General features: G+C 67.7%; 18 protein-coding genes. 4 read left to right on the forward strand and 14 right to left on the reverse strand.

Annotated elements, in window-relative coordinates:
* Window positions 1–131 precede the first annotated feature (131 nt).
* Window positions 132–746, forward strand: coding sequence for a hypothetical protein (locus tag ACXI0D_RS09700; protein WP_014035825.1), 615 nt, complete (start codon window positions 132–134; stop codon window positions 744–746).
* Between the two features lie 39 nt (window positions 747–785).
* Here ACXI0D_RS09700 and ACXI0D_RS09705 read toward each other — a convergent pair whose 3' ends face one another.
* The 13 genes from ACXI0D_RS09705 to ACXI0D_RS09765 form a co-directional block, all read right to left on the reverse strand.
* Window positions 786–1,130: a hypothetical protein gene (locus ACXI0D_RS09705; RefSeq protein ID WP_119007525.1), complete on the reverse strand. Its 345-nt coding sequence runs from the start codon at window positions 1,128–1,130 to the stop codon at window positions 786–788.
* Window positions 1,131–1,165: 35 nt separating this feature from the next.
* Complete coding sequence (locus tag ACXI0D_RS09710; protein WP_075675481.1) at window positions 1,166–1,936, reverse strand: LytR/AlgR family response regulator transcription factor; 771 nt, start codon at window positions 1,934–1,936, stop codon at window positions 1,166–1,168.
* Entirely contained in the window at window positions 1,926–3,185 is a 1,260-nt protein-coding gene (locus ACXI0D_RS09715) for a sensor histidine kinase (protein ID WP_101764855.1), read from the reverse strand. The genes ACXI0D_RS09710 and ACXI0D_RS09715 overlap by 11 nt, the downstream gene beginning before the upstream one ends.
* Window positions 3,186–3,397: 212 nt before the next feature.
* Window positions 3,398–5,047 (reverse strand): M28 family metallopeptidase, encoded by a 1,650-nt coding sequence (locus tag ACXI0D_RS09720; RefSeq protein WP_101764854.1) that lies wholly within the window; start codon window positions 5,045–5,047, stop codon window positions 3,398–3,400.
* A gap of 353 nt (window positions 5,048–5,400) precedes the next feature.
* Window positions 5,401–7,053, reverse strand: coding sequence for a CsgG/HfaB family protein (locus ACXI0D_RS09725; protein ID WP_458220969.1), 1,653 nt, complete (start codon window positions 7,051–7,053; stop codon window positions 5,401–5,403).
* 16 nt (window positions 7,054–7,069) lie between these two features.
* Window positions 7,070–7,756, reverse strand: a complete 687-nt coding sequence (locus ACXI0D_RS09730; protein ID WP_458220970.1) for a hypothetical protein — start codon at window positions 7,754–7,756, stop codon at window positions 7,070–7,072.
* A gap of 98 nt (window positions 7,757–7,854) precedes the next feature.
* Complete coding sequence (locus tag ACXI0D_RS09735) at window positions 7,855–8,955, reverse strand: hypothetical protein (protein WP_479642525.1); 1,101 nt, start codon at window positions 8,953–8,955, stop codon at window positions 7,855–7,857.
* On the reverse strand, window positions 8,946–10,142 hold the full coding sequence (locus ACXI0D_RS09740; RefSeq protein ID WP_458220971.1) for a hypothetical protein: 1,197 nt from the start codon (window positions 10,140–10,142) through the stop codon (window positions 8,946–8,948). The genes ACXI0D_RS09735 and ACXI0D_RS09740 overlap by 10 nt, the downstream gene beginning before the upstream one ends.
* Before the next feature lie 106 nt (window positions 10,143–10,248).
* Window positions 10,249–11,511 (reverse strand): RNA polymerase sigma factor, encoded by a 1,263-nt coding sequence (locus ACXI0D_RS09745; protein ID WP_458220972.1) that lies wholly within the window; start codon window positions 11,509–11,511, stop codon window positions 10,249–10,251.
* Between the two features lie 45 nt (window positions 11,512–11,556).
* The gene (locus ACXI0D_RS09750; RefSeq protein WP_014645774.1) at window positions 11,557–11,913 is read right to left on the reverse strand and encodes a DUF1428 domain-containing protein; all 357 of its coding nucleotides are present in this window, start codon (window positions 11,911–11,913) and stop codon (window positions 11,557–11,559) included.
* A gap of 23 nt (window positions 11,914–11,936) precedes the next feature.
* Window positions 11,937–12,347, reverse strand: coding sequence for a VOC family protein (locus ACXI0D_RS09755; RefSeq protein ID WP_101764849.1), 411 nt, complete (start codon window positions 12,345–12,347; stop codon window positions 11,937–11,939).
* A gap of 34 nt (window positions 12,348–12,381) precedes the next feature.
* Window positions 12,382–12,804 carry a VOC family protein gene (locus ACXI0D_RS09760; protein ID WP_075675489.1) on the reverse strand — a complete coding sequence of 141 codons (423 nt, stop codon included), beginning with the start codon at window positions 12,802–12,804 and terminating at the stop codon, window positions 12,382–12,384.
* 67 nt (window positions 12,805–12,871) lie between these two features.
* The gene (locus ACXI0D_RS09765) at window positions 12,872–13,285 is read right to left on the reverse strand and encodes a YciI family protein (RefSeq protein WP_479642526.1); all 414 of its coding nucleotides are present in this window, start codon (window positions 13,283–13,285) and stop codon (window positions 12,872–12,874) included.
* 295 nt (window positions 13,286–13,580) lie between these two features.
* On the opposite strand from ACXI0D_RS09765, the gene ACXI0D_RS09770 reads away from it, so the two are divergent.
* Window positions 13,581–13,796, forward strand: coding sequence for a hypothetical protein (locus ACXI0D_RS09770; protein WP_458220975.1), 216 nt, complete (start codon window positions 13,581–13,583; stop codon window positions 13,794–13,796).
* 207 nt (window positions 13,797–14,003) lie between these two features.
* Entirely contained in the window at window positions 14,004–14,411 is a 408-nt protein-coding gene (locus tag ACXI0D_RS09775) for a YciI family protein (protein ID WP_005412102.1), read from the forward strand.
* Here ACXI0D_RS09775 and ACXI0D_RS09780 read toward each other — a convergent pair.
* On the reverse strand, window positions 14,389–16,470 hold the full coding sequence (locus ACXI0D_RS09780; protein ID WP_479642527.1) for a gluconolaconase: 2,082 nt from the start codon (window positions 16,468–16,470) through the stop codon (window positions 14,389–14,391). The two genes, ACXI0D_RS09775 and ACXI0D_RS09780, sit on opposite strands and share 23 nt — an antisense overlap.
* A gap of 160 nt (window positions 16,471–16,630) precedes the next feature.
* On the opposite strand from ACXI0D_RS09780, the gene ACXI0D_RS09785 reads away from it, so the two are divergent.
* On the forward strand, window positions 16,631–18,151 hold the full coding sequence (locus ACXI0D_RS09785) for a tetratricopeptide repeat protein (protein WP_101764845.1): 1,521 nt from the start codon (window positions 16,631–16,633) through the stop codon (window positions 18,149–18,151).
* Window positions 18,152–18,156: the final 5 nt, after the last annotated feature.

The raw sequence follows: 18,156 nt of genomic DNA on the forward strand, positions 1-18,156 counted from the left end.
GATTCACCCATTCAGACAAAACCCTTACGCCGCTTGGCATTGCGCCCATTGCACGGCTCGCTGGAAGTGCTAGAACTGAACCCGCCACACCGTCCAACGCTGATCGACGCACGTTCCACAAGGAGCCAGCCATGATTGCTTTGTTCAAGGGTTTGGGACTACTGCTTCGCGACAACGAGCTCTACAGCAGCCCGTTCGAAAAACAGGTCGCGCACTGGCGCAGCCTCAGCGAGCAGCAGATCCGCGATGAAGTGGCTGTGCTGGCCCAGGCCAAGTGCCAATGGCTGATCGCCTCGATCGTCGGCTGGCAGGCGGCCTCGCTGCTGATCCTCGGCCTGATCACCAACTACCTGTGGCGCGACGACTACCACATCACCTTCACCCGCGTGGTCGTGGTGTTCGGTTCGTGGATCTCGATCCTGTTCGTGATCTGGTTCATGGCCAACATGTTCGACCGCACCGCCGGTTTCGAGCGCTGGATGAAGGCCTTCAACAGCCGCGCCCGCATCAGCTCCAAGGCTGACAGCGTCGAGCACGTGGCCGAGGCGCTGGACCTGGCCGAGCACTACCCGGAAGTGCTGGACTACAAGCAGGCGGTTACCGCCAAGCGCGAACTGCGCCACGAGGACATCCGCATCATGACCGAGATCGGGCGGATGAAGCAGCACTCCGAACTGGTCGGCCGCCTCAACCATGTGGGCGAGACCGAACACCACCATGACCTGACGCTGCAACCTGCCTACTGACCCTTCAGGGAAGCGGGGGGACCCACAATGCCACCGTGATCACTCACGGTGGCATTGTTCTCTCGGGTCCTGGCTGACGCACTGGCGGAAGCCGTTGGGCAGGCCACGCATGGCCTCGGTCTTTCCCACCGCCACTGCGAACCGGCGCAGCGGCGGCGTGGCACACGCGGCGTCGGGGCTGCAGGCCGGATCAAGCACCAGGTAGTGGCAGGCGCCACTGCTGCTGGCAATGCACTGGAAGCGTGCCTCGCCATCGACGACGGTGCCCTTGCTGTACAGCGTATCCACGCCGTTGGCCTGGGTGCGGGTGATCGAGGTGTTGCGGGATTTTTCGCAGCCGGCCAGCGCCAGCACGACGACGCACGCAATCAACAATCGGGGCATGTTCGTTCCTCGGTGCAAGGGCGATGCTGCTGCGGCTACATGCCGCGGAACAGGCTCATGAACGGCTGGCTGACCACCAGTGTTTCCGTGCGCCCGCGCAGGCGCAGCACGCCGCGCCCGGTATCGTCGCGGCTCACCGCCGCCACCGCCTTCATGTTGACGATGGTGGAGCGATGGATCTGGCGGAAGTGCTGCGGATCGAGCACTTCCAGCAGCTCACGCAGCGGTGTGCGCAGCAGGCTTTCGCCGGCGGCGGTGACCACGGTGGTGTACTTGTTATCGGCGCGGAAGTAGGCCACGTCCTCCAGCATGATCAGCTGCGTCTCGCGGCCGTTGCTGGCGGTGATCCAGGCCAGCGGTGGACGCTCCGCTGCGCCCTGCGATGGGCCCAGCCGCTGCAGCAGGCGCTCCAGCACGGCATCGTCCTGGCGCGTCGATGGCAGCCGCGACAGGATGCGCTCGCGGGTGGCCAGCAGGCGCTCGTCGCTGACCGGCTTCAACAGGTAATCCATCGCGCCCTGCTCGAACGCATCGATGGCGTACTGGTCGTAGGCGGTGACGAACACCACCTGGGTGCGCGGGCTCAGTTCGGACAGCGAGCGCGCGACCTCGATGCCGCTGATGCCGGGCATGCGGATGTCGAGGAAGGCGATGTCCGGCTGTTTCTCGGCCAGCTGCTCCAGCGCGCTGGCACCGTCCTCGCACTCGGCCACCAGTTTGAGGTCCGGCCACAGCCGGCCCAGCTGCTCCACCAGTGACTGCCGCAGCAGTTCTTCGTCTTCGGCGATCAGGGCTTCAAGCGGCATGGCTGCGCTCCTTGTGCGACTGCGGCAGGGTCATGGTCGCGGCCACGCCGCTGGGAAAGTTGGCAACGATTGCCACGCCGGCCTGCTCGCCGCAGGTCAGGCGCAGGCGTTCGCGCAGGTTCTTCAGGCCGATGCCGGTTCCGCTGGTGCCCTGGCCGAAGCCGAGCCCATCGTCGGCCACGGTCACGGTTACATGGTCATCGAAGCCGCGCGCCAGGATCCAGATCGTGCCACCGCCGGGCTTGGGTTCCAGGCCGTGCTTGATCGCGTTTTCCACCAGCGTCTGCAGTGCCATCGCCGGCAGGTGCACGCCGTGCAGTTCGTTCGGCACCTGCACTTCCACCGCCAGCCGTGCGCCCATGCGGATGCGCAGGATTTCCAGGTAGGCACGGGTGCGGTCCAGCTCCACGCCCAGCGTGGATACCGATTCGTCCACCTGCGGCAACGAGCTGCGCAGGTACTGGATGAGGTGGCCGAGCATCTGCTCGGCACGGGCCGGATCGGTGCGGGTCAGCACCTGTGCGTTGGCCAGCGTGTTGTAGAGGAAGTGCGGTTCCACCTGCGCGTGCAGCAGGTTCAAGCGCGCCACCGACAGCTCCTTTTCCACCTGTGTCTGTTCGGCGGCGGCCTGTTCGTCGCGGCGCTGGTCGGCGACACGGCGGCTGATGGCACGGGTGACCGCTTCAGCGTTCTCGAAGTTGCTGCCCTCGTCCAGCGCCAGCAGGTCGGCCCACCAGCCGGCATCGGGTTCGAACAGCAGGGTGACGGTGCTGGTGCCCTGCCCCGGCGTGACCGTGGCCAGCACGCTGTTGCGCTTGATCGCCAGCCGCGCCGGCAGGTTCCAGCGCGACGGCTGGCGGCCGTTCCAGAGGTCGACCCGGCGAACATAGGCGCGCACCTGCAGGCTGCCGGCCGAGCTTTCCACATCCTCGACGCGTGGCAGTTCGGCGATTGCCGCTTCCACCACGGCGTAGGCCTGGCCGGCATCCATCGGCAGTTCCACCTGGCGGCGCTGGCGCCCGGACAAGGTGGTCGAATCCAGCCGTCCGGCGACCAGCCAGACCCGGCGTACATGGGTGATCGCGCTACCCAGCGCGGAGATCATCAGGAACATCGCCAGCAGGCCGAAGACCCAGCCGGGGCCATCGTTCATGCCGCTGAAGATGCCGCTCCAGACCATGCCGGCGACAACCAGCGCGGCAGCCCAGGCCAGCAGGTGGCGGATCAGGAGAGAGAGGCTGGCGAACACGGCGGCGCCTTGGAGGAAGGGGGTGAGCCGAGCATAGGGCGGCCCGCCGGGCAAACAAGCGGGCTGCGACGAAGGCCGGGAAAGTGGGGATGGAAGGCCATCTGGTAGTGCCGGCCGCTGGCCGGCTCCCCATGACCTCCGCAAGCATCACAAGGTTGCCGGCCAGCGGCCGGCACTACCCGGGAGGCGCCGGGCGAACCCGGCGCATTCCCTTACTTGCGCTGGTCGGCGCTGGCATCACGCACGGCGCGGAACGACTCGTCCTTGCTCCAGTTCGGCCAGCTGCGCGAGTTGGCCAGCTGGTTGCCCAGCGTGTACAGCACTTCCAGGTCGCGGGCGGCACCGGCGAACACCCAGTCCGGCTGCCACTCGTCGCCCTGCTGGTGGTAGCGCTTGGCGGTGTAGTCCTCGGAGGCCTTCTTGCCTGCGGCCACGCCACCGTCCACCCAGTCCTGGCCGGCCGACCAGGACAGCGCCGGCACGCCACGCTTGGCGAACGGGAAGTGGTCGGAGCGGAAGAACAGGCCCGCTTCAGGCTTCGGGTCCGGCGTGTAGCGGATATCCCAACCCTTGGCCACGTCCTTCAGCTGGTCCAGCAGCTCGAAGCGCGCGGCACCGTAGATGCCGAAGTCACGCGATGGGCCGAACGGCGCCATGCCATCCATGTTGATCACCGCCACGGTCTTTTCCAGCGGGTACAGCGGATGGGTGGCGTAGTACTCCGAACCCAGCAGGCCCTTCTCCTCGGCGGTGACCGCCAGGAACAGCAGCGAGCGCTGCGGGCGCTTTTCCTTGGCAAAGCCACGGGCCAGTTCGATCAGCGAGGCAGTACCGCTGGCATTGTCCAGTGCGCCGTTGAAGATGCGGTCACCGCGCGCGTCCGGCTCGCCCACGCCGATGTGGTCCCAGTGCGCGCTGTAGATGATCGTCTCGTCCGGGTGGCGGCTGCCTTCCAGGCGCGCGGCCACGTTGTGCGAGGTGATCACTTCGGTCTTCACCGCGTACTTCGCGTCCAGGCTGGCGCCGGTCAGCGGCACCGGGGTGAAGTCGCGCTGCTGCGCCTTCTTCTTCAGCGCCTCGAAGTCCTGCCCGGCGGAGCGGAACAGTTCCACCGCCAGGTCACGCTGGATCCAGCCTTCCAGCAGCGGATGGCTCTCGGCCGGGTTGTCGCGTACCACGTCGAACATGGTGTTGGTGTTGGAGCCGGCCACGGTGGCCCAGCCATACGACGCCGGCGCGGTCTCGTGCACGATCAGCACGCCCAGCGCACCCTGGCGGGCGCCTTCCTCGTACTTGTAGGTCCAACGGCCGTAATAGGTCATGCCCTTGCCGTCGAAATCACCCTGTCCGGTTTCGAAGTCCGGGTCGTTGATCAGCACGACAGCGATCTTGCCCTTCAGGTCCACGCCCTTGAAGTCGTCCCAGTTGCGCTCCGGGGCTTTCACGCCGTAGCCGAGGAACACCAGCGGGGCCTTGCTGATGTCGACGTTGCTGGCGCCGTTCATGGCGGCGCGCACGGCGATCTGCTTGCCCTGCTCCAGCGGCACGGTCTTGCCACCCTGGTGCAGTGCCAGCCGCGGTGCGCCGACGATGTCGCCCTTGCGCAGCGGCACGGCCTGGGTCCACAGGCGCTTGCCGTCCTTGAGATCGCCGCCCGGCTGCAGGCCGGCGTCGGCAAACTGCTTGCTGAGGTAGGCGATGGTCTTCTCTTCGCCGGCAGTGGCCGGCGAGCGGCCTTCGTAGGCGTCGGAGGCCAGTTCCTTGACGTCGGCGGAGATCCGCGCGCCATCGAATTTCGGGGTGGCCGCCATCAGTGCGCTCGACACCGACAGGGCCAGCACGCCCAGTACCACTCGTTTCATTGCTCTCTCCAGCAGGGAAATCCTTCTGGAGTGTAAGGGGTTCGGCAGGGCTGCGCCCTGCACCTGCAGAAGCCAGGGCAACAGCAACAGCCGAAGCAACAGCGGGAGCTGGCTTCCTGAAGGTAGGCGGGGTGGGTCCGGTTGCGGGGGACGCCGTAAACCCTTCCTTGGGGGCTTGGCCGCGGCATCCATGCCGCGGACACCCCCGCAACCGGACCCACCCCGCCTTCGACAGTTTCCCGCTGCTGTTGGTGATTGTCGACCTTGGTCGACACGAACGGAAACAGGAAGGGGTCAGACCCCTTTCCCGGCGGGAAAGGGCTCTGACCCCATCTGTGTGTTGCTTGAGCCTGTTACCAGTTCGGGTCTTCGGCCGGGGCGGCCGCAGCCTTGGGCTTCGGCTTGGCCGCCGGGCGCGCGGCGGCGGCCGGTGCTGCCGAGGCCGTTGCGCCAGCAGCGGCGGCAGCCGGCTTGCTGCCCAGCTTCTGGCGCAGTTCGATCTGGCCCGGACGGAAGCCGCCGCGCATCGCGTCGACACCGTCTTCGATGGTGCCGTACGAGGTCTGTGCAGCGACGCGGTCGATACGGATGGTGCAGCACGGGTGTTCACTGCGGCCCAGCGAGCGGCCGGTCTGCGGGTCCTTCAGTTCCTCGCCCAGGCGCACGGCCTGCCAGCGCTGGCCGGCCTGCAGGGTTTCGCCCCCCTGGCTCAGCACCACCTGGTCACCGTCCACCGACACCACCGACACCGGGAACAGCGTGGTGACGATGGTGGTGCCGATCTGGCCGGACAGCGATTCCATCATCGCCGCGGCCATGTTGCGGCCGTTGACCACGCGCGGCAGGGTGCTCGGGCCGGTCGAGGCCAGCTGGTGATCGAAGCTGTCGGACATCACCACCTGGCCGGTGGTGGCGTTGATCAGGCGCAGGGTGATGCGGCCGCCACCGGAGTACGAGGTCACCTGGCGGTCGGACATGCGCAGGTTGCGTACGCTGCGCGGGTACTCGAAGCGTTCGATGGTCGGGATCAGGATCAGGTCGGTCGCCAGCTGCTGGCCGACGCGTGCGGTGTCCTGCAGGCGTACGTTACCGCTGTTGATGTGGTCGATCTCGGCCTGCAGTTCGTCGCCGAACTCGCGGTCCAGCACGATGAAGCGCTGGGTCTGGGTCAGCGTGTCGGACAGGCGCGCGCGGATCGCGTCGGCCACTTCATCGGCACTCACGCGGCCATCGCCCACGGCATAGCTGCCGGACTTGGTGCGCGGCAGCGCGACCACGATCTTCGGCTTGCCCTGCTCGTCCGGTGCGCGGTACTGGGCAATCTGTGCACGCACGCGCACCTTCCAGTAGCTGCGCATGCTGCGATGGGTCACGTCGGAGTCGAACGAGCTGGCGCCACGCTTGGCATCGACACTGACCTTCTCGTCGTAGCTTTCCCTGACGCTGGCCGAGCCGCCGGCGCCCTTGGCGGTGGCTTCGCCGGAAGCGCTGGCGGATGCCGAGCCCTTGAAGCTCCAGCCTTCATCGCTGGCGCGCACGCGCGCGATGGTTTCCTCGTCCAGCTGCCGCACTTCGTCCTGCGACAGGATTTCATAGCCCAGCACCGCGCCCTGCGAGCCGGCGATCATCTGCTGGGTGAACGCGTCGGCGCGGATATCGCCGACGTGTTCGTCATCCACATCCACATGCAGGCCTGCACGCAGGCTCTGCATCTGGCTGGCCACGCGTACGCCGTTGACCTGCGCCACCGCCGACTGCAACGCCGCCAGCACCGCCAGTTCCGGGGTGCTGCCGATGCCGTCGGCCTCGCGCGCGACCTGGGTGGTGCCGCCGAAATCCGGCGTGCCACGCAGGGGCGCTGCTTCCACTGGCGCATTGCTGGCCAGTGCACTGGTTGCCTTGTCCTTGGCGGGTGCGGGCGCTTCGGCCGGGGTGTCCTGCTTGCCACAGGCTGCAAGCAGCGCGGCAGCCAGGCCCAGGCCGATCAAACGGGAGGTCGTACGCATGGGGATTCGCCTCGGATCAGTTCATCTTGTCCAGCTGGCCCAGCATCGAGTCGGCGTTGGACGGCACCTTGACCTTGCTCTTCTTGGCGAAGGTCACGGCCGACTTGGTCGAACCGTACAGGCCCTGGATGAAGCCCGGCGATTCCTTGGCCACCCATGCACCAGCGGCCAGCTTGCGGCCGACGGTCGCCATCTGGGTGGCGCCCAGGTTCTTCATGCCGGCGGTGAAGTTGCTGGCTTCGCCACCCAGCTTCTGCGCTTCGGCCGCCGAGGACAGCAGCGAGACCAGGCCTTCGGCGTAGTGCTGCTTGGATTCAGCGTTCAGCTCCGGCTGCGCGGCCTGGCGCTCGTCGATCGCGGCCTGGGCGGCTTCGCTGACCGACACCGACTTCTTCATCGCATCGACGCTGACCGAACCCGACGACAGCGCCTGGCGCTCGGCTTCCAGCAGCTGCACCTGCTCGGCCAGGCCGAAGGCACGGGCGAACGAAGTCTGGGCCTGCAGCGAGTGCGACTGCGAGCTGACGAAACGACGCACCAGTGCTTCCTGCGCAGCTTCGTTCGGGGCGGCGGCGCTGGAGGTGCTGCTGGAGGTGCCGGTGGAGGCGCCCGTCAGGTCCTTCAGCTTGCCCAGGCCTGCATGGGCCGGCATCGACAGGGTGGCGGCCGCGATGGCCAGGACAAGAGCGGTATTGCGGATCATGTGAGAGTCCTTTGGGAGAGACGGCCGCGGTGCGGCACGTGGGGAATCGGTAACCCCGGGCGATGCCGAGCAAGCTCGGCACCCACCGGGGTGGCGGATCAGCGGACCGCCTTGACGTTCAGTTCGTTGATCATCTGCTGGGCGGCCTTTTCGGCAGCCAGCTGCAGGGCATTGGTACGGGCCACGGTTTCATTCGGGCCGGTGCCGGAGAACTGCACCGGGCCGACCGACGACACGGTGCGCGGGAAACGACCGGTCACGTCCAGCACCTTGCCGGTGACAGTGACGAACACGCGGGTGTTGCCGCTGGCCGGATCGCGATCGCGCATGCCGACGTCGAGGGTGCCGACGGCGATGTACGGGATGTTGGCCGCGCGGATGCCGTTGGCGGTGTCGCGCAGGGTGGCCGGGGCCAGGTCGTTGCCGGTGCTGAAGTCCTTGCGGATGCGCTCGATGCTGAGCAGGCCGCGCGACTCGCCTTCCACGTATTCGGCTTCAACCACTTCGTAACCGGCGGCGCTGAAGGCACCGGTCATCGCGGTGTTGACCTCGGCGGCGTTGGCCACCTTCCAGGTGATGTTGTCGGCGCGGGCGGTGGTGCTGCCGCCGCTGGTGACCGACACCGAACCGTTCTGCTTGATGCTGCCGTTGGTGCTGACCGAGTTGCCGCGGAAGCTGTCGCCCTCACGGGTGTTCTCGCTGTAGCTGCTGCTGGCGTCGACGCGGCGGTATTCCTTGTCCTGGAACGACTGCACGGTGTCCTGCGAGCGCGCCATGAACAGGAAGGTCAGCAGCGAGCGCTGCGCGGCGGTGGCACCGGCCACGGCCGAACCGGCGTCCAGCTTGGTCTGCAGCAGGGTGGTGTTGATCTCGGCGCGGACGGTGACGCTGTAGGTCTTGGCCTTCTTGTCTTCGGTGTCCGACAGCTGCACCGCGCTGAGCACGTAGCGGTCGATCTCGCCGATGAACTCGGCGCGGCGTGCTTCGAACAGGCGCAGCTTGGCCGCACCGGTTTCGGCGATGTACGCCTCCAGGGCATTGACCTTGGCCTTGTTCAGGGCCTGGGCGCGGGTGTCGGCACTCAGGCGCAGGCCGTAGCTGGCCGAGCCGGTACCGCGCGAACTCGCGGTCTGCGCAGCGACCGGCGAGGCCACCACCAGCGCGATGAGGATGAGCAGGATGGTACGCATCAACGACATGACTTGATCAACTCCTGGAGGGCTTGGGTCTGCTGCTGCAACGGGCGGCCGCCCGGCTTCTGTTCGTCCAGCCAGGCGCGCGAGTCGGCACGCTTGGCGGCGGCGCCGGCGAAGGCGTCGAAGCCGGCCAGCAGGGTTTCGTAGCTGGCCGACCACTGGTCGACCTGCCACTGCGTGACCGGCACCACCTTGGTGGCCCCCTTGCGCAGCGGCTGTTCGAAATAGACCTTGCCCGAGAACGGCTCGGTCACCTTGGCGGTGAAGAAGGCGCCGAACAGCATCGTCTTCATTGCCGGGGTTTCCTCGATCACGCCGTTCTTCAGTGCATCGACCTGCAGGTTGATGACGTAGTCGGGTTCGGGAATCTTCAGCTGGTAGACCTTGCCGTCGGCAAAGCGGGCGGCCATCGCACCACCGATCGCCTGGCCCGAGGCCGGCGGCAGCAGGCCGACGCCGGTGTTGGACGACAGCGTCTTGGACAGCTCATGGGCCAGGGTGGCGCGCAGCGGCGCATCCCACTTCGGGTCGGGCAGCTTGGCGCGCACCGCGTCGGACAGGGTCACCGCACCCACCTGCAGGCGACGCACAGCGGCGTCGGGCAGCCGGGCCTGCGCCAGGCTGGCCGCCAGTACCTGCGACAGGCTGGTATCGGCGCCGCCGTACAGCAGATCGGCGACGATCGCGTCGATATCGTCGTTGTCCGGACGGTAGTCCTGCACGTCGATGCGCTGCAGGGTGAGCGGATAGGAGGCGATCACCTGGCGCTCGCGGAAGTCGAAGAACAGCGCCTGCAGCGCCACTTCCACCAGCACCTTGTACTGGTCGCCGATCGGTTCGACCGAGACCAGCTCGCGGTCCAGCGCAGCGGCCAGCACGGTGGCGCTGGTGGTGCCGTCGAGCATCGCCACCGGCTGGTCGATCAGCTCCAGGTGGGCCGGTGCGCGGCGCTTGAGCGACTGCGCCAGCGTCTGGTTCAGCGGGACCAGGCCACGCCGTTCCAGCACCGCATGCGCATGCGGCGTGGTCGCCTGCACGGCGGCGGCGTCAGCGGTATAGGCAAAACCGGCCCAATAGGCCTGCTGTGATTTGTCCGCGGCCTGCACGGCCATCGGCCATACGGCCAGGCACAGGGCACAGGCAAGCAGGCGCGCAAAAGCGCGCGATGCGCTCTTCGTCCTTGAATACATCCAACCGCTCCTCGGTCAATACGCACGGATCGCGGACGCTCATGCGTCCGCTGGGCGCGAAACATAGCCGCTCACGGGCCCGCCGACAAGTGCTGCCTTTGTCGGTTCACTCCGTGGGAGGCAGGCCCGCCCGTTGCCGCAGCAGTCCGCGCTCGGCCTGGTTCTGGCTGAGCCGGGCGGCTTCGGCAAATGCATCGCGCGCGTCCTGCTCCCGTCCCAGTGCCTGCAGCAGCTCGCCGCGCACTACCTGCAGCGGCGCGTAGTCGCGCAGGCGCGGATCGACCAGCAGTGGCTGCAGTTGCGCCCATGCGGCGAAGGCACCATCGCTGCGCAGGATCGCCACCACCCGGTTCAATGCCACCACCGGCGAAGGTTGCACCTGCAGCAGCTGTGTATAGAGCGCAGCAATACGCGGCCAATCGGTGGCGTCAGCGCGACGCGCAGCCGCATGGCAGGCCGCGATGCGCGCTTGCAGCACATAGGGGTCCTGGTCGCCACCCATGGCCAACGCGCGCGCCAGCACCTGCTGCCCGCGGTCGATCTGCAGCCAGTCCCAACGCGCACGGTTCTGCTGGTCCAGCAGCACCGGTGCACCCTGCGCATCCACGCGCGCCGCTGCGCGCGAGGCCTGCAGTTCCATCAATGCCAGCAGGCCCAGCACCGGCGGCACCGGCAACCGATGCGCCAGGATGCGGGCCAGCCGCAGTGCTTCCTCGCACAGCGCCGGGCGCATCCAGTCATCACCGGCACTGGCCGCATAGCCTTCGTTGAACACCAGATAGATCACCTCCAGCACCGAGGCCAGGCGCTCCGGCATCGCCTCCGCGCGTGGCACTTCATAGGGCACCTGCTTCTGCGCCAGGGTGCGCTTGGCGCGCACGATGCGCTGGGCGATGGTCGGCTCCGGCTGCAGGAACGCACGCGCGATCTCGATGGTGGTCAGGCCACCGAGCAGGCGCAGGGTGAGTGCCACGCGCGCATCGGCCGGCAGCACGGGATGGCAGGCCACGAACATCAACCGCAGCAGGTCATCGCCCAGGTCATCCTCCAGCGCCTGGCTGTCATCGGGTGCCGGCAGCGCGGCCGGATGCAGTTCCTCGCCCCATTGCGCGTGCTGCTGCGCCACCCGCTGGTGCTGGCGCAGCACATCGATGGCACGGTTGCGCGCGGTGGTCATCAGCCAGGCTCCGGGGTTGTCCGGGATGCCCTGCTCCGGCCAACGCTCCAGCGCGGCCAGCCAGGTGTCCTGGGCCAGTTCCTCGGCACGGCCGACATCGCCACCGAGCAGCCGCGCCAGGCGCGCGATCAGCACTGGCGACTCCATCCGCCAGAGGGTTTCCAGACGCTGCGTCAGTGCGGGCTCGAGCATGCGCCGATCACAGCACGCACGCCCGGCCCGCACAAGCGCCGCAGCTCACGCTTCAACAATCGGCTTGAAGCCGCCCCAGAACATGCGCCGGGTATCGAACGGCATGTCCTTCGGGCCCAGCGACGCCAGCCGCGGGTCGGCCATCACCTTTGCGTTGATGCGGTCGCGTGCCGCGCGCGAGCGGAACACCACGAAGGCGACGATCACCGTCTCGCCCGGTTTCGCCTTGACGGCGCGCGGGAACGAGGTGCTCTTGCCCGGTTCCACATCGTCGGCTACGCATTCCATGTACTGCAGCGCGCCATGGTCCTTCCACACCGCGCCGGCCTTGCGGGCAAGGCGGCGGTAGGCCGCCACCTTGTCCTGCGGGCACGGCAGCACGTAAGCATCCACGTAAGCCATGCGGGTTCTCCCTGCGGCGGCCGTCAGCCCGGCTCGCCGTCCATGTGTGCGATTTCCCAGAGATGGCCATCCAGATCCTGGAAGCCACGCTGGTACATGAAACCGTAGTCGCGCGCGGGCTGCGGTTCGCTGGCGCCGGCCGCCAGTGCCTTGTCCACCATCACGTCCACGGCCTTGCGGCTGTCGGCCGACAGGCAGGTGATCACCTCGGTCTGCTGATGCGCGTCTGCAATCGACTTGGTGGTGAACTGCTTGAAGAACGGCTGGGTCAGCAGCATCACGAAGATGCTCTCGCTGATCACCATGCAGGCCGCATCGTCATTGGTGAAGGTCGGGTTGAAGCTGTAGCCCAACGCGGCGAAGAAGGCCTTGGACGCGTTCAGATCCTGCACGGGCAGGTTGACGAAGATCATCTGCGGTTGCGGTGCACTCATCGGTAAAGCTCCTGGGTGGATCAAAGAGACGGGATCAGGGCTGCTTCATGCAGTTGACCATCCACGGCTTGCCGTAGCGGTCGATCAGCATGCCCCAGCGGTGTGCCCAGAACGTTTCGGCGATCGGCATCTGCACCTGGCCACCCTCGGCCAGCGCGGCGAACACGCGTTCGGCTTCTTCAATGCTGTCGACGTCGACATTGATGGTGGTCGAGCCACCCTCGCCGCCGCCGGGGCCGTCGGCCGCCATCATGATGGCGTTGCCGATCTCCAGCTGGCTGTGCGCAACGTGGTCCAGGGTCTGCGCCGGCATCTCGTTGCAGCCGGGCATGCCATCGGACGGCGGCATGTCGCGGTACTTCATTTCCGAGGTGACCTGGCCACCGAGTGCCTTGGCGTAGAACGCCATCGCGTCGTGGGCCTGGCCGCTGAAGCCGAGGAAGGGAATCAGTCTCATGGCAATACTCCGTGGTGTGGTTCAGGGTGGTAGTGCCGGGTCGAGCCCGGCAGGGAGATGAATCGGATCAACCTTCCAGCTGTGCACGCAGACGCTGTTCCTGCTGCTGTAATTCGGGGGTGAAGGCTTCGCCGAAGTCTTCAGCGGAGATCAAGGGACGCAGTTCGAGGGTGTCGCCACTGCCGAACGGCGCACGGCTGGCCCACTCGACGGCCTCGTCCAGCGACCGCACCTCCCACAGCCAGAAGCCGGCGATCTGTTCACTGGCAGGACCGAACGGACCGGCCTCGACCATGGGTGCCGCGCCGCCGAAGTGAATGCGGCGGCCGCGCTGGGTGGCGTGCAGCCCTTCACCGGCCAGCATGATGCCGGCGGCCACGAGTTGTTCGTTGAAGGTGCCCATTTCGGACAGTTCCTGTTCGCTGGGCATGCGGCCGGCTTCGGAGTCGGCGTTGGCCTTCACGATCACCATCACTTTCATTGTGGTCTCCCGTGGGGACGCGTGGTGCGTGCCCTTCACTGGGTACAACGAACCAGGGGGCTGGGAATCGACACGTCTTCTGAAAATTATTTCTTCCGTGGAAAGCGCGCCTTCGGCGGCGATCGGCGAACGGCGGAGCCCCTCCGTGGTGGGGGTGGGTTGGTCGCTGAAAAGCTCGGGTTCATGGGTTTGGCCGGGTGGGTAGGCGGGTCGGGGGACGCCGTAAACCCGTCCCTGGGGGCTTGGCCGCGGCATCCATGCCGCGGACACCCCCGCCCCGCCTACCCACCCGGCCTTGGACAAGTTCCTGTCTCCGTTCCACCACGGGAAGATCAAGAAAAAAAACAAAAGCAACAGCAACGGCGGTTGGCTGGCGGCCTCGGCTTTGCGAGCGAAGCGACCCGCTTTCGCTCTTGTTGTTGATTTCCCGTGGTGGTTCGGCGACCGGAATCTGTCAGGGGTCGGGCGGGTGGGATTGGCGGGGTATCCGCGCCATGGATGGCGCGGCTAAGCCTCCACGGACGGATTCACGGCGTCCCCGCCAATCCCACCCGCCCGGCCCACCCGCAGAAACCCAGCTTTCAGCGACCAACCCACCCCACCACGGAGGGGCTCCGCCGTTCGCCGTTCGCCCGCCGCAGGCGGCTTTTCGCGCTGCAGCATGCCGGCAGACAAACCTGCGCCATCATGGGCACCCCGCCCCCGCCAGGACCGTGCCATGCAGCAGTACCTGCTTCTGATCTATATCGAGCCTGCCCTGCTGCAGGCGCTGCCCACCGAAGAATTCAACGCGCTGATGCGCGACTGCCTCGCCCACGCCGACAAGCTGCAGGCCGAAGGCACGCTGCTGGCCGCGCAGAAGCTGCAGCCGGTCGACACCGCGCAGACCCTGCGTGTGCGCGATGGCCACAGCCGTGTGCTCGATGGCCCGTTCGCCGAAACCCGCGAACTGCTGGCCGGCTTCAACCTGATCGTCGCCCGCGACCGCGACGAAGCCATGCGCATCGCCCGCGACTTCCCCTGGGCGCGCTTCGGCAGCATCGAGGTGCGGCCGCTGGAGGACATGGACGCCGAACGCGAACGCTGCGGCGCCCCGGCTGCCGCTATGGCAGCAGCCGTACTCTGATCTCGCGCGGGCCGACGCCTTCGTTGCCGCTGTAGTCGCGCACGCTGGCGCGCACGATGTACTCGCCCGGCGGCAGCGCCGCCGGCTGCCAGCGCCCGGTCTCCATCAGGCCGTCACGCACGGTGTTGGTGGCCAGGTAGCGGAAACGGGTGACCGCGCTGCCATGCACGGTGATGCCGCTGTCCGATGCGTAGGCCACGCGCACCGCTTCCTTCTGCGGCGGCATGCGGTTGAACACGATGTTCCAGCGCGGCTGCTCGTAGCCCTGCAGCGGCTGTCCAGCGGCATCGAGGATCTGGTAGCCCACCTGGTACATGCCCAGGCGGCGACGCGGCAGGTTGTTGTCGACCTGGTCCCAGGCCTCGATCACGATCTGCACGCCGCGGCCCTGGCGCGCCACCATCACTACGCCGTCGCTGCCCGCCGCCATCGGCTGGTCGTTGTCGTCCAGCAGGGCCACATCGGTGATGCGCGGCGCGAAGTGGTCGGCGTAGTTGTGGAAGCCCAGCGCCACCGCGTTGGTCTCGAAACCGCCGGTACCCACCGCCAGATGCACGTGCGCCTGGTTGTTGATGCTGCCCAGGCGGTCACCGACCTGGATGCGCATGCCACGGCGCACGCGCATCCGTTCCAGCTTGCCCTGCTCGTCATACAACGCCTGCCAGCGCGCATCGAACGGCTGGTCGCGCGGACTGCGGCCGACCCGCATGTGGATGTACTTGAGACGATCCACGGCCAGGCCCTCGGCCTGCTCGCCCAGGTTCCAGGCCGCCACCGGGCTGCTGATCTTGCCGTCGGCGATCGCCAGCACGGTCTGTCCCACATCACCGCGTACATCGAAGCCGCCGTGCAGGTGGTGGCGGCTCTCGCCGCTGAAGTTGCCACGCACTTCGCCCAGCGTACCGACCACTTCGTGCCAGCCCTCCTGCGGTGCCAGCGGCCAACGGCCCCCGGTCTTCGGCAACGCGGCATCAGCGGCCGGGCCGACCAGCGCCGGCGCCGGCAGGTCACCCACCGGCAACGGGCGCAGGCGGTGCAGGCGGTAGCTGGCGGCGTCGGCCACCAGCACGCTGCCATCGGCATCCATCGCCAGGCCACTGGGGCGGGCCAGGCGCGGCAGGCGGCCATTGCCGACCAGCGCGATCTGGTGGCCCTGCGGCGTCACCTGCACGATGCGGCCATCCAGGTCACCCACGTACAGCACGCCATCGTGGGTGGTAGCCAGCGACAGCGGCCCATTGATCACGCCACCGGCGGCGACCACCGTGCTGACCGTGCCATCGGCCGCCACCCGGCGCACCGCGTTGTTGAACAGATCGGCCACCAGCAACGCACCCTGCGCGTCGAAGGCCAGCGCCACCGGCGTATCGAAACGCGCAGCGGCGCCCACGCCATCGGCAAGGCCCGGCCGATCACCACCGGCCAGGGTGCGCACGCTGCCATCGGTGCCGATCACCCGGATGCGATCATTGAACGTATCGGCCACGTAGACCTGGCCCTGCGCATCCACTGCGATGCCCATCGGCGCATCGAAGCGGGCCTGCGCGCCGGGGCCATCTGCATGGCCCTGTTCGCCACCGGCCAGCGTGGTCACCTGGCCATCGGTGCCGATGCGGCGGATCGCGTGGTTGCCGGTGTCGGCCACATACAGGTTGCCCTGCGCGTCGGCGGCAATGCCCGAGGGGGTATTGAAACTGGCCTGCAGTGCCGGGCCGTCGACGCGTCCCTCGCCCTGCCCGGCCACGGTTTCGATGCGGCCATCGGGCAGTCGGCGACGGATGCGGTTGTTGTCGCCGGCATCGGTGAAGTAGATGCTGCCATCGGCACCGCGCAGCAGCGCGTAGGGATCGGCGAAACGCGCCTGCGCGGATCCACCGTCCCGGTCACCGGGATGGCCGTCACCGGCCAACGGCTCGATCTGTGCGGTCCAGGCCAATGGCGTGGGCGCCGGGCCCGCAGGCTCGGCCAGCGTGTGCAGCGGCGTCTCCCACCAGGTCGCTGCCAATGCCACCGCCGTTGCAGACGCCACCCCTGCCACCATCCATTGCCACCGTGCCATCGTGCTGCGCTGCTCCTGCCTGAAGAGGCACCGACAATAGACGGTGAAGGTGCGATCCGCCACGGCCAATCGTACGGGGGAACAGCAGAGTTCCATGCGCCCTGCTTGTTCTCACTGGCTGCAGCAGGTTCAATGCGGTTCCCACGGATGGAGATCCTCCATGCCCCGCATCATCCCCCTGGCCGCCCTGCTGCTGGCCGCATTGGCCAGCGCGTCCGCCTCCGCCTCGATCACGGTGGCCCCGCAGAAGCCCTCCGCCACCGCCGATGCAGTACACGCGGCGTACGCCACGCGCTGGGATGAAGCGATCCAGCAGGCACGCAGCGGCAATACGCTGGGCGCACTGATCAGCATGGAGCGGCTGATGGAGGATCCGCTGCTGGACGACTTCGATGCCGAGCATCGTGGCCGCGCCGCGCAGGTGGCCGGCTGGACCGCGCTGATGCAGAAGAAGCCGGACCAGGCCCGCCGCTACCTGCAGCGGGCGCAGGAGGCCCTGCCGGAGGATGCCCAGGTCCTGCTCACCCAGGTGTCGGTGGAACTGTCGGACAACCAGCCGGCCGCAGCCACCACCTTCCTGGTGAAGGCACTGCAGCATGCCGACGCACCGCTGCCGGTCGATCACCACGCCATCAACTACCTGCAGTACCGCCTGCGTGACCAGCCACAGAAGCGCATGGACCTGCTGCAGGCGCTGTTCGACAACGGCTGGAAGAGTGGCGGCCTGGAACCCACCGGGCTGTGGCTGGCGCTGGCCACGCTGCAGGCCGACAACGGGCGTGGTGACGGCATCCCAGCCACGCTGGCGCGCATCGACAGCCCGGCCGAGATCATCCGCCTGCGCAGCGACAAGCGCTTCGACCGCTATGTCGATCGCGGCGATGCGCGCTTCGATCCGGTGCAGGCGGCACAGCGCCACCTCGATCAACTGCGCGTCTCCGGCCTGCTCGACCGCGCACTGGATGCGCGCATGGCCGAGTTCAGCACCACCCTGCTGATGCTGGACCGCAACGAGGAAGTGCTGTCGTTGACCGAGGGCATGGCCGGTGCGGCGAGCAACGGCGAATCACCTTCCGCCGCCGAAGCGGAATGGGTGGCCTGGCTGCTCAACAGCCGGCTCACCGCGCTGCGCCGGCTGGGCCGCACCGATGAGGCACTAGCCACTGCAAAGCAGGCCGCACGCATCGGCGTGCTCGGCCCGGATGGTGTCGAGCACCAGATGAATGTCGGTTTCGTGTTCAGTTCGCTGGGCCGCATGCAGGACGCTGCGCAGGCCGTGAATGACATGCCGGGCCTCGCCGGCTACGGCAAGGCCGCGCAGGCGCTGCTGCAGTTCGCCGCCGCCCGCGAGCGTGGCGATGCCAAGGCACGCGATGCGGCGCGCGCGGTGATCCTGGCCCAGCGCGATGATGCCCGCCTGTTCCATCGCGAAATGCTGCTGGAGGAAGGCAACCTGGACGGGGCCGCCGCCGTGCTGATCGAACAGCTGCGCTCGCCGGTTGAACGCGGTGAAACCCTGGCCAGCCTGCAGGACATGCGTACCTATCCGTCACTGCCGGGCGACGTACGCATCGATGCCGCCTGGCGCGCACTCAAGCAGCGCGCGGATGTACAGGCCGAGGTGGCACGTGTCGGCCGCATCGAACGCTACGACCTGGTCAGCACTTCCACCTCGCGCTGAGTGCC

Source organism: Stenotrophomonas sp. C9D9 (assembly GCF_056491205.1).